General features: G+C 35.6%; 11 protein-coding genes. 2 read left to right on the plus strand and 9 right to left on the minus strand.

Going from position 1 to position 11778, the window contains the following annotated elements; all coding sequences use genetic code 11:
- On the plus strand, nt 1–863 hold an 863-nt coding region (locus M014_RS29510), incomplete at its 5' end, for a hypothetical protein (protein WP_026590415.1).
- Nucleotides 864–967: 104 nt separating this feature from the next.
- Here the strand turns inward: M014_RS29510 and rfbD are convergent.
- The 6 genes from rfbD to M014_RS0103210 all read right to left on the minus strand — a co-directional run bounded on the left by rfbD (nt 968) and on the right by M014_RS0103210 (nt 6430).
- Nucleotides 968–1810 carry a dTDP-4-dehydrorhamnose reductase gene (gene rfbD, locus M014_RS0103185; RefSeq protein WP_026590416.1) on the minus strand — a complete coding sequence of 281 codons (843 nt, stop codon included), beginning with the start codon at nt 1808–1810 and terminating at the stop codon, nt 968–970.
- 6 nt (nt 1811–1816) lie between these two features.
- Nucleotides 1817–2788, minus strand: coding sequence for a dTDP-glucose 4,6-dehydratase (gene rfbB / locus M014_RS0103190; protein ID WP_026590417.1), 972 nt, complete (start codon nt 2786–2788; stop codon nt 1817–1819).
- Complete coding sequence (gene rfbC, locus M014_RS0103195) at nt 2785–3351, minus strand: dTDP-4-dehydrorhamnose 3,5-epimerase (protein WP_026590418.1); 567 nt, start codon at nt 3349–3351, stop codon at nt 2785–2787. Before rfbC ends, rfbB begins: the two co-directional genes overlap by 4 nt.
- On the minus strand, nt 3348–4097 hold the full coding sequence (locus M014_RS0103200; protein ID WP_026590419.1) for a sugar phosphate nucleotidyltransferase: 750 nt from the start codon (nt 4095–4097) through the stop codon (nt 3348–3350). Before M014_RS0103200 ends, rfbC begins: the two co-directional genes overlap by 4 nt.
- A gap of 256 nt (nt 4098–4353) precedes the next feature.
- Nucleotides 4354–5031 (minus strand): glycosyltransferase family protein, encoded by a 678-nt coding sequence (locus M014_RS0103205; RefSeq protein ID WP_026590420.1) that lies wholly within the window; start codon nt 5029–5031, stop codon nt 4354–4356.
- 544 nt (nt 5032–5575) lie between these two features.
- Nucleotides 5576–6430: an NAD-dependent epimerase/dehydratase family protein gene (locus tag M014_RS0103210; RefSeq protein ID WP_231503892.1), complete on the minus strand. Its 855-nt coding sequence runs from the start codon at nt 6428–6430 to the stop codon at nt 5576–5578.
- Between the two features lie 547 nt (nt 6431–6977).
- Here M014_RS0103210 and M014_RS0103215 point away from each other — a divergent pair.
- A complete protein-coding gene (locus M014_RS0103215) occupies nt 6978–8183 on the plus strand; it encodes a glycosyltransferase family 2 protein (protein ID WP_051588541.1) in 1206 nt (401 codons plus the stop codon).
- Between the two features lie 657 nt (nt 8184–8840).
- On the opposite strand, the gene M014_RS0103220 is transcribed toward M014_RS0103215, so the two are convergent.
- From M014_RS0103220 to M014_RS0103230, 3 genes are all read right to left on the minus strand, one after another.
- Complete coding sequence (locus M014_RS0103220; RefSeq protein ID WP_026590423.1) at nt 8841–9512, minus strand: class I SAM-dependent methyltransferase; 672 nt, start codon at nt 9510–9512, stop codon at nt 8841–8843.
- Between the two features lie 227 nt (nt 9513–9739).
- Nucleotides 9740–10360, minus strand: coding sequence for a CmcI family methyltransferase (locus tag M014_RS0103225; protein WP_051588532.1), 621 nt, complete (start codon nt 10358–10360; stop codon nt 9740–9742).
- 679 nt (nt 10361–11039) lie between these two features.
- Nucleotides 11040–11777 carry a glycosyltransferase family 2 protein gene (locus tag M014_RS0103230; RefSeq protein WP_026590425.1) on the minus strand — a complete coding sequence of 246 codons (738 nt, stop codon included), beginning with the start codon at nt 11775–11777 and terminating at the stop codon, nt 11040–11042.
- Nucleotide 11778: the final 1 nt, after the last annotated feature.

Raw genomic sequence — 11778 nt, forward strand, 5'->3', positions numbered from 1 at the left:
CAGGTAATACTGGACCTACCGGACCGACTGGGCCAACTGGACCGACTGGGCCTACCGGACCGACTGGGCCAACTGGAGCTGCTGGAACAGGTAATACTGGACCTACCGGACCGACTGGGCCAACTGGACCGACTGGGCCGACTGGACCGACTGGGCCGACCGGACCGACTGGACCGACTGGGCCGACTGGGCCGACCGGACCGACTGGACCGACTGGTAACACTGGACCTACCGGACCAGGTTGTTGTCCATGTACCAACCTGCTCGACAACCCTGGATTTGATGCTGATGTAGGATTGACAGGGCCTTCAGCAGGGTCTACAGGAGCAATTCCATTTTGGAGTCCGACGGGGTCGCCGACGGGAGCACCTCCTCAAACAGTGGGAGGAACAGCTAGCAATGCAGACAACTTCGCCCACAGTGGCATTTTAACTAGTGCTACAACACGCCGCCTCCAAGCTGCGCTACTTCCACCAGGCGGAAGTATCCACCAGTCTTCTATCCCTGTCGATCCGGGTTGTTGCTATACGCTTTCCTTTGCTGCTAATGCAAGAGCTAATACGATACTTGTAGCTGCAGTTACGTTTCCAGGAGTACTGGGAACGACATGTCCGCCTGACCCTGGAGAGATTGCTAATTCACTGAATACTCTTAATCCTATTCCACACATTGTACCAGTTGGTAATCAAAATCAAGCTCAATTCCAAGATTACACTCTCGTTGTTTGTGTGCCTGACGGTGCGACAACAGCGTGCATTTCTTTCCAAAATCTCGGAGTATCAGTAGGTGACGCATCCATTGACAACGTCGTATTCCAACCTACCGGCGGAGGTTGTGATGGTTGTGTGCAGAATTTTTTCTAATTAATTGACGAAATCACAGCTCTGTAATGGAACTACGATTTACAGGCTGTGGAGAAAATCTTCTCCACAGCCTGTTTTGTGTTTGAATGCTTTTTCATCTGTCATTATGAACTTTCTATTAAATATTCCCCCAGCGCTTCCTCCCACTGTCTCATAGGAGCAAAACCATTCAGTTCCAGGCACAGGTGCTGTAAAACTGAATAGCGTGGTCTTTCTGCTTTCGCTCCGTATTCTTCTGTTTTCACAGGGATAACATTAACATCCGCTCCCATTTCCTGAAAAATACGAGCAGCAAACTCAAACCAAGAACATTCCCCCTGATTTGACACATGGTAGGTTCCATATTGATTCGTTTGTATAATCTCTCCAGTTTTACATACTAGATCTTTTGTATAAGTAGGACACCCAATTTGATCACACACAATACTTAGCTCCTTTTTTGTCTGAGCCAACGTCTGCATTGTCCGTACAAAGTTTGGGCCGTATTTGCCATACAACCAAGAGGTCCTAATAATAAAGTACCGACTGTGAAAGTTTTTTACTGCTTCTTCCCCTGCTAGCTTAGAAGCACCATATACATTAAGAGGATTTGTTTGATTAAATTCATGATAATCAAACGTTTGCATTCCATCAAATACATAATCCGTACTAAAATAAACAAGTTTCGCTCCTATTGCTTCCGAAGCTACCGCTATGTTTCTTGTCCCCAATGCATTTACAGCATATGCTTCTTTCCAATTTTCTTCCGCAGCATCTACTTTTGTATACGCAGCGCAGTGAAGGACAAGATCAGGATTTAGATTTTTTATAGTAGAGAAAACCGATATTGCATCTGTAATATCTAGTTCATTTCTTGTAAAACTGTAGAGCGTATGCCCTTTTCCTGCAAAATACGCAACAAATTCTTTACCAAGCTGACCTCCTGCTCCTGTAACAAGTACCTTCACTTTATCTCACCTACTTTTCAGTGGTTTCCACCATTGCTCATTCTTTCTATACCAATCTATCGTATCCTCCAAGCCTTCTGTAAATGAATATATCGGCTTCCACCCCAGTTCTCTCTGTAACTTAGACGAATCAATCGCGTACCGCCAATCATGACCAAGGCGGTCTGGGACGAATGATATCATACTCTTTGATTTTCCGAGTTTTTCTAAAATCGTTTCCACAATCTCTATGTTTCTCTTTTCATTATTGCCTCCAACATTATATATTTCTCCGTCTCTCCCATTATGCAGAACTAAATCAATTGCTGTGCAATGATCGAATACATGAAGCCAATCCCGCACGTTTTGTCCCGTCCCGTATACAGGAAGTTCTTTATCCTTCATTGCATTTGTAATCATAAGCGGAATGAGTTTCTCTGGATATTGATATGGACCATAATTGTTAGAACAGCGTGTAACAATTACAGGAAGTTTGTACGTTTCGAAATAAGAAAGAGCTATTAAATCCGAACTGGCTTTACTAGCAGAATAAGGGCTATTCGGTGAGATAGGAGTCTCTTCCGTAAAATGACCAGTTTCTCCTAAAGATCCGTACACTTCATCTGTTGAAATGTGAAGAAATCGCTGAATGCCGAAAGTTTTAGCAGCTTCTAATAATACAGCTGTTCCTACTATGTTTGTCGTATAAAATTGCATAGGACCTTGTATACTTCTGTCTACATGCGATTCCGCTGCAAAGTGCACGATACTATCAATTTTGTACTCTTGCATTACAGCTTGAATTTTCTCAGCATCTCTTATATCCCCTTGTATAAAGGTATAATTACTAAGAGACTCTATATCCTTGATACTAGATAAATTGCCCGCGTATGTTAACAAATCATAATTAATAACACGACAATCAGGATACTTCTTGAGAAAATGACGGACAAAGTTACTACCGATAAATCCTGCTCCTCCTGTGACTAGTACATTCATGTCGATATCTCCTTAAATTGAAAGTAATGAGTGGTTTCGTTGAACTTAGGCAACATGCCATCTTTTTCTGATAAAACCGGGTTACTTACGGGCCATGAAATAGCAAATTCTTCATCATTCCATGCGATTCCACTATCACATGACGCGTCGTAAAATTCATCTACTTTGTAATGTACAATTGTATGAGGAACGAGTGTACAAAAACCATGTGCGAATCCTTTTGGTACAAGTAACAGTCGATGATTATCACCTGTCAGCAAAAATGTTTGCCATTTCTTATAGGTTGGAGATCCCTTCCTCAAATCTACAATGACATCGAAAATCGCACCTTGTATAACCTGTACGAGCTTTGTTTGAGCTCTTGGTTCCAATTGAAAATGCAGCCCTCTTATTACACCCGCTTCCTTTGAATACGATGTATTATCCTGTACAAATTTGTGATTGATGCCGAATTGCTGCAGCACCTTTTCATTATAGCTTTCTTTAAAATACCCACGCGCATCATGAAACACACTTGGTTCAATGAACTTAACATCAGAAAGCGATGCAGGAATCGTCTTCAAACCTTCTCTCCCCCTCTATTAAACTCATCACCAAAATCTACATGCTGCGCTAATGTATTCGCTTTATGCAGTGAATGGTGCGTTCCAGCATCCGTCCACCACCCCTGTAGTGTATCGTAGTTGAGAACCCCTCTTGCTAAATATTCGTTATTAATATCAGTTACTTCCAACTCTCCTCGCTGAGAAGGTTTTAACTGACGAATCATGGAAAACACACTGCTATCATACATATAAATCCCGATTACAGCATAGTTACTCTTTGGAAAAACGGGTTTTTCTTCAATGCATACAATCTTACCCTCTTGAATATAAGGAACCCCAAAGCGCTGTGGATCATCTACTTCTTTTAATAAAATTTTTCCCCCTTCCCCTTGTTTTCTATAACTTTCCGCATACGGTTTCAAGCTGTCAGAAAAAACATTATCACCTAAAATGACAATCATCTTCTCATTTCCCACAAACGTTTCGCATAGTCCAAGTGCTTCGGCAATACCTCCAGCTTTCTCTTGTACACGATATGTGAAGGAAACCCCAAAATCAGCTCCACTGCCAAGAAAATTGACTACATCACCCATATGTTCTTTCCCGGTAATAACAATAATATCTGTAATACCGCATTCCCGAAGCTTATATACAGAGTGATAAATCATTGGATAGCGACCGACGGGCAGCAAATGTTTATTTGTGACCTTTGTAATAGGATACAATCGAGATCCAGTTCCACCGGCAAGGATAATCCCTTTCATTTTATCCCTCCCCCTTTAAGACATTTTTATTTTTGGTTCATAGACTACAACTTTCAATCTCCATACATTATCAGTTGGATCCTGCAAACTCTCTGCATACCCTATATATGTGCATAATGCTTTTCTATATTCCTCTTTATCTAATTCCTTGCTTGTAAAGGAGCTTACCTTCCATTAAAGAACTACTAGACCGTTTTTACGCTCTGCTGTTCTATCATCTGAAAATATTGACACATTTAATCTCTCACTTTACTATCTATGATTTTATAAGCAAAGGCATATACTCTTGTATAAATACCTTTCTATATGCTTCATATGAACGTGCATCAAAATCATCCCCGCAACAATGTATACACCATGATTCTAATTGACTTGCCACCCCTACTTTATATCCTTTCTTAATAAACTCTAAACACTGCGAAGTATCATAAAAGTGGTAGCCCGTAAACAAGTCTTCTCTCCAAGGTAAATCATATTGTGTAACCATTAACAGGCCATCTATTGCTTGCACCGGCACATAAGGTATACGATGCTCGTGCTGATCAAACGTAAGAGTGCGAAAAGCTCCTCTTCTCTCCTCAATAACTTTCCCAACCGTCTCCCTTCCCTCCCACCATATCCCACTCTTAGGGATATTTTTACATCCAATCATTCCAAGCATGCCTAACGAAGAATCATTTTGAAATAAAGATAATACGTTAAATAAAAAAAGGGGAGAAATAATGAATGTATCTTGATGTAGATAAATTTTATACTTAGCATCATGTAGCATTGCTTGATTATATCCTTGTGTCATACTCTTAGAATTACGAACCGCTAAGAATTCTATAGTATACGTTTCTGGAACGTACAAGCATTGTATATGTCTCTTACATTTTTCATATAGATGATCATCATTCACACACGTAACAAATAAAAATGTATTTTCACTCATTGTCCAATTCACTCTCCTTAAATTTACCGTTTAAGAGCCAGTTGAAAATATCATTTGCACCGAAGCAACAGCTACATTATTATTTAGAAACAGTATTTTTTATTCTCCTCAGCCGCTTCAGCACCTTGATTACAGTGAAATTAGATCTGACTATTGTTCTAGCCACCATTTAGCTGCATTTAATAAACAATTATTTCGTCTTTTATATAAAGAAAAATACTCGCTACACACCGCTTTTTACGCTCTAACCTACCCTACTTCAGAATAACCGTATAGATTTCCAAATACCTTTAAACAACTCCTATCTTTTATTTCCCTTACACATTATATTTACTATCTACATATATATGTCTTTCGTACAAGCGATATAGTTGAAAGCAGAAAATAAAGAAAGTGTTTTCATCATCATGTTATGTAAAAAATAACCATTCACTAAATTTTAGAATACCTATCATAAGAAAAGAGCTTTCTCATCAGATATAAGAAAGCTCCATTAATCAAATATATTCTACTTGCAATTTCATAATTGGGTTGTAATATTTCTTTATTCTTTATTAAAAAAAGAAATTGTTTTCCCTAATCCTTTGAGCACTGAACAGTTCGGTTGCCAATCCAAATGTTTTTTAGCTTTATCCTTTGATAAATAACTATGAATAATGTCCCCCGGTCTCTCCTCTTTGTATATTCTTTTATCTTCTATTTTTATTAAATTATAAATTGTATCCAGCAGTTCATTGACTGAAATTTGTTGATTCGAACTTATATTACATATTTGATTGTCAGCATTTTTTAATGCTAAGAAGTTAGTATGCGCTACATCTTTAACAAAAATAAAATCTCGTGTTTGATTTCCCTTACCATATATAATTGGACTATCATTCTTTAATAAACAATCTATAAAAATGGAAACGGCACCAGCCTCTCCATCTGTATTCTGCCTTGTACCATAAACATTGGAATATCTAAGAATTGTATACTTTAAACCATAAAGCTTTGCAAATAATTGAATATATGCTTCACTGGTCAGTTTTGATAAACCGTAAAATGATACAGGATTAAGAACATGGTTCTCATCAATAGGGAAGTATTGGGGATTACCGTATACAGCAGCAGTTGATGCATAAATAATTTTTTTCACATTATACTTTATACAAGCTTGAAGAATATTAACAGTAGCCATTACGTTCTCACTGTAATCGTAAAATGGCTTTTTTACAGATTCCTGTACAGATACTTGTGCCGCTTGATGTATCACAAAATCAGGTTTTTCAGCCATGAAGATTTTATCGATATTTGGATCCCTTATATCAAAATGATAGAAGGCAACTTTTGATGGAATATTATACTCATACCCAGTAACTAAATTATCAACAACCACTGTATCTATATTGTTTTTCAATATTTGCTCTCCCAAAAATTATATTTCCTTAAATATAAAAACAACTAAAAATATTTGATGTCCCAATCAATAGAATAATCGTTTCTATAACATTAATGTCGTTACAATTTATGTTGACAATATACTTTTTACTACAGTAAGCCCTATAACTCTTTAACGTCAGCTTAAAGAGACTCACAAAATTAAAGCCTACTGCATATGATACATCTAGCGCATGCCTAATATGGTTTCCGCACATAAAGTAAAACAAAATACTTACATGCTTTACCATTGTAATTAATTACGTATATGAAGTTGCACATACCAATAGCGCACCCATTAGATTGCAAGGCAAATGATTAAAATGAGGGAAATTTGTAAGATTGAAAGTTATTAACAATACTTTAGAAGACATATAACTCCTTATTAGCACTTGTTCAAAGTATATAAAATCAGATGTTGTTGTACGAATAAAATCTTTCGAATAAAATAGGGGGGGAAAATAGTGGCTAAAAATAAATCAAAAACAAAAAAACGCATAGAATCACAAAAGAAAATATGTCTTTGTATGATTGTAAAAAATGAATCAAAAATTATAGAAAGATGTTTAAACCCAACTAAATCTATCATTGATTTTGTTTCGATTTGTGATACAGGTTCGACTGATGGAACACCTGAAATTATTGAAAACTGGTGCAGGGAAAATAATATACCTGGCACTGTGCACCATGAACCTTTTAAAAATTTTGGATATAATCGAAGTTTAGCAGTGTCTTTGGCACAAAAAACTTATTCAGAGGCTGATTATTTGTTGTTGCTCGATGCTGATATGGTTTTAGAAGTTAAACCTCATTTTGATAAGTGTAGCTTAGATAAGGATCATTATTTGACTATGCAATATGATAGTCACATTAAATATTGGCTTTCTCGTCTTCTTAAAACATCTTTACCATGGCGATCCGTTGGAGTTACACATGAATATTGGGATTTAGATCGTTCTAAATTAAAGGCTGATCAGCTTACTTACTTTGATACAGTTGAAAAACTCGATAGTCTAATTATCAATGATCAAGGAGACGGTGGGAGTAAGAGTGATAAATTTGAACGAGATAAACGGTTGCTATTAGAAGGAATTCACGATGAAGCAACCCCGCCCGATTTAAAAATCAGATATATGTTTTACTTAGCACAAACATTATCCACTCTCAATGAACTAGATGAAGCAATCAAATGGTATAAAAAAAGAGTGGAAGCGGGCGGATGGGCGGAAGAAGTATTTTATGCCCTCTTACGAATTGGTCTCTGTTATGAACGTTTGGCAAATACGGCTGCTTTCCAACGCGCTCAATTAATCGAAGTGTCAGAACAAAACAACTCAAAAGTTGATCAATCCGAAATAGATACCTTCATCCATCAGGAAGAACAATTTTTTGCTCTTGCTACTACTTATCTTCAGAATGCTTGGGAGTCCAGACCCTGTAGAGCAGAACCTTTATCCCACCTTGCAAGAATGTATCGACTGAAAGCAAAAAATAACATAAGTTTGATGTATGCATTACAAGGAAAAGAAATTCCTTTCCCGAAAGAAGATATTCTTTTTGTAGATTACCACATCTACGACTATCTTTTTGACTATGAAATTTCTATATGTGCGTACTATATCGAAAACAAACGTCACTTAGGTCGTGCTGCTCAGAAACGTCTTCAATCTAAAATCAAACACTTACCACCACATATAGCAAGCGTTGTTGAAAGTAATTCTAAGTTTTATTAATACCATGACTGTTAATAACGTTGTTGAAATAGTTGTTCTGTAATTTTAGTGAAGGAATACAGGGTATCATAATACCCCTAATCAACATTATTTCAAGAATATATTATGTAGTTTGATAGCGTACGCCTATATATGCTTCATTTGATAATCTTTAGTCGATTAACATGACCTTTAACAAGTCTATTACTCCTAGAATAAGATAAGACATGTTGCACAACCTCTATATCTGTTCGGATATATTTGATAAATTGTTGTATTTCAGATATGTCATTCTTCTTTACTTGTATCAACCATTTTTCAAAGCTATTTTGTTCTTCGCAGGAAGGAATTCGCTTGAGCATAGATAAACTGGTAGTTTATGCCTAGAAACCGTTATTATTCTTCGTCTTTTCGATTCCTTTCCTGCTTTCACGTAATTCCTTAGCACTAACATTACTTATAAAAGTTCCCAAACAACAGGATGTTAGGAATTAGCACTATGTTGTTTATCTTTTTCCTGCTTCAAAGGAGCTTTGAAGCAGGAAATATTTATTTAACAAGTATCAAATCACTCTTAACAGGTCTCCAAATTCATTATGGAGTAAATAGATTCCACACGGTTAAATATTGGATTTATTCACTAATCAATAGAACAGCTCTATTAGTTTTTATGATATTTTAAATATTATTTCCTGTATATTTATTTTGTAATTCATGTGATTTATTAAATATATCTTTAAATTTTTCATCATATCCCTTAGGAAATAAGACCCCTAAACCATACGAATGTGTAAATTCAAGATAAGGATATTGTTGTTTTAAAGTATCCCATAATTTATATACTCCAAAATCACGATCATATACTGCAATATCATGAAATAGGATTATACCTTTCTTTGCAACTTTAGGTAACCATGTTTCAAAATCATGTGAAACGGCTTCAAATGTATGATAACCATCAATATGCAATAGATCTATACTTCCATCTTCAAATGAATTCAATGCATCATCAAATGTGGAACGAATCATACACCCTATACTTGGATAGCACTGGGTTGTGATATTATTAACGGTCTCAAAAACCTCATTTCCATATAGCCCACCATGTAAATCGCCTTGCCAAGTATCAATAGCAAAACATTTAGCTGAAAGTTTTTCATCTTTAATCCCTTGACAAAAACTATAAAAAGAAGAACCATAATATGTTCCCAATTCAACTATTTTTTCAGGTTTCATAAATCTTACTAGATCATATGCAAAATTATTATGTCCACTCCATGCTGAAAGAAACCTAACAGATGGATTAATACGATCAACATCAAATACAGGATTATAATATATCCATTTCATAAGCAATCCTCCTAAAATTCATTTATCGATGTAAATATATATTCCAAGGGAGTAGAACTGTTTTTAACATTTTTCTAGTAAAACATTTTAAATGTGAACTAACATTTCAACCATTCCATTAGTGTTTCAGATAAACATTTGATAGCAAAACATCATGGCTGATTGGAAGTTGTATAGCATAAATAACTTGTAGAAGCAATTTTTCATAAAACTTTTTCATGTACCTCTCATCTTATCTTGTATAAAAACCCGTTAGGATGAAAGGTTACAAAAAACTTATGTTTACTTTGATCTATGACAAACTCATCATTTTCCTTTAAAAATTCTGTTAGTGCTTCCATTGGCCCTGGTCCCCAATTCGGTAATACAGGATGACCATTTATATTCGTATCTTCTACAACTAAATAGCTTCCTGTAGTAACTACCTTACTATATAATTTCAATTCATTTAACACATGATCTTTGCTGTGATCGGAATCCAAAATTACCATTACCACATCTTCAGGATTAATCATGCTTTGTACTTTTTCCATAGCCTCAGAGGATGTTGAAGATGCTCGTAAATAAGTTAATCGTGGGTGAGTAGGAAGATTAGATTGAGGTGCTATGTCAATAGAAAGAACTTGCCCCTTTTGGATTAAATCCAGCATTGATGAAAAAAACAGAGCGCTTCCTCCCTCATATGTCCCACATTCAATAATAAGATCAGGCTTAATTTCACAAATTATTTCCTGATATAAAAATAAATCTAAAGGAGATTTGTGAACTGGAACACCTAGCCATTTGTTTGTGGACCATACTAAGCTATCATAGAAATGTTTATGAAACTCTTGAATAAAATCACTCATATAAAACACCTCTTTTGAATTTTTCATGTATTTCATAAAAGTGGGTGACACAAAACATAATATGCCTACAGGTAAGAGTTATGAATTAATTCATTCTAGAAAGCGAAGTAACTAGACTCAGAAAGACGCTATATAAAAAACTTGATGTCGCATAGAAAAATATAGATATTCCCCTTTGTAATGCACACTATCTTCTTTAATTCTTCGTAATCGTACCTAAAAGCATTTCCTCTAGAACAATATGTATCTTTTCTTCTAACATCCATATTCTTCGTACCGTAATATCCCACGTCTTTGATAAAGGAACTAACTAGAAGTTACATAGTGGCAAGGCATGCAGCTGAAAGTTATGAAATCATTTGTGTCACGGGAAACTTCTCCAGATTGTCAGCTTTGTAGAGATATGTTGTCAAGAATCATAAGAATAGGCTTTTTTCTCTCTTGAAACTGTCATAACCATTTGGAATCAGCTTTCACATATTCTTCCTTGTGAAATCAATTTGTGCATATGCATCAAAAGACATACTAATGACTGGTTTTCCTTATATAGTTTGTTTGTGTCTACTATCAATTGAAACGGTATAATTTTCTATGTTTTTTGTATATGCATAAGTGTTGTGACAAGTTTCATGTAAATGAGAGAAATCTATAAAATTATCTGCATCATTTCAACTAATCTTTAAATTAATTCATTTGCATCAATGCCCCACTTTTTTATGAACTTTGCCCTGTTTTCATTAGATATTGATATTATATTCAGCTCGCTATCTTTAAAGGTTGAGTTTCCATCGTGATGAACAAATGTATCACCTGCTATAAGCAACCTAAAACCACATCGAGATGCTCGATAGCAATAATCAGCATCTTCATAGTTTCCTATCATATATTGTTCATCCATTTCCCCTATTTGTTCCATTACTTTACGTTTAAATAATAAGCAGAAACCACTTAGAATAGTTGCTGGTTTCCATTTGGAGGCATCATGTATATTGTGCTTTAGAGCAAAATCATGATATTCTGTTTCATTAGCATAGTTTACTCGATATAACTGTTTTGGAAGCGTCATATTAGACAATGGTCCTACCATGCCCACTTGAGAATCAGAGTTTAGCGTTTGAAGAAGGTTAAAGAGCCAATTATGTGAGACAATTGTGTCATTGTTTAATAATAATATTTGTGTTCCTTTTGCTATCTTCATACCTTGATTACATCCTGCAGCAAACCCTTTATTCTGCTTATTACATATTAACTTGATATCTGAAAGTTTTTTCAAGTACTTTAAAGTTTCATCTGTCGAACCGTTGTCAACCATGATTAACTCGTATGGCTGACCAGTAAATCTATAAATACTATCTATACATGTTTTAGTTTTTTGAAAATTGTTTAAAGTCAATATGATAATACTTGTTAATGACATA

The organism is Bacillus sp. UNC437CL72CviS29 (assembly GCF_000482345.1).
Classification (GTDB): Bacteria; Bacillota; Bacilli; order Bacillales; family Bacillaceae_G; genus Bacillus_A; species Bacillus_A arachidis.

What these genes read in the sequence shown, in the direction of transcription:
- M014_RS0103205 (WP_026590420.1), bottom strand. Translation starts at nt 5,031, where the DNA reads ATGAGTGAAAATACATTTTTATTTGTTACGTGTGTGAATGATGATCAT.
- M014_RS0103200 (WP_026590419.1), bottom strand. Translation starts at nt 4,097, where the DNA reads ATGAAAGGGATTATCCTTGCCGGTGGAACTGGATCTCGATTGTATCCT.
- M014_RS0103220 (WP_026590423.1), bottom strand. Translation starts at nt 9,512, where the DNA reads ATGAAATGGATATATTATAATCCTGTATTTGATGTTGATCGTATTAAT.
- M014_RS0103215 (WP_051588541.1), top strand. Translation starts at nt 6,978, where the DNA reads ATGATTGTAAAAAATGAATCAAAAATTATAGAAAGATGTTTAAACCCA.
- rfbB (WP_026590417.1), bottom strand. Translation starts at nt 2,788, where the DNA reads ATGAATGTACTAGTCACAGGAGGAGCAGGATTTATCGGTAGTAACTTT.
- M014_RS0103230 (WP_026590425.1), bottom strand. Translation starts at nt 11,777, where the DNA reads ATGTCATTAACAAGTATTATCATATTGACTTTAAACAATTTTCAAAAA.
- M014_RS0103225 (WP_051588532.1), bottom strand. Translation starts at nt 10,360, where the DNA reads ATGAGTGATTTTATTCAAGAGTTTCATAAACATTTCTATGATAGCTTA.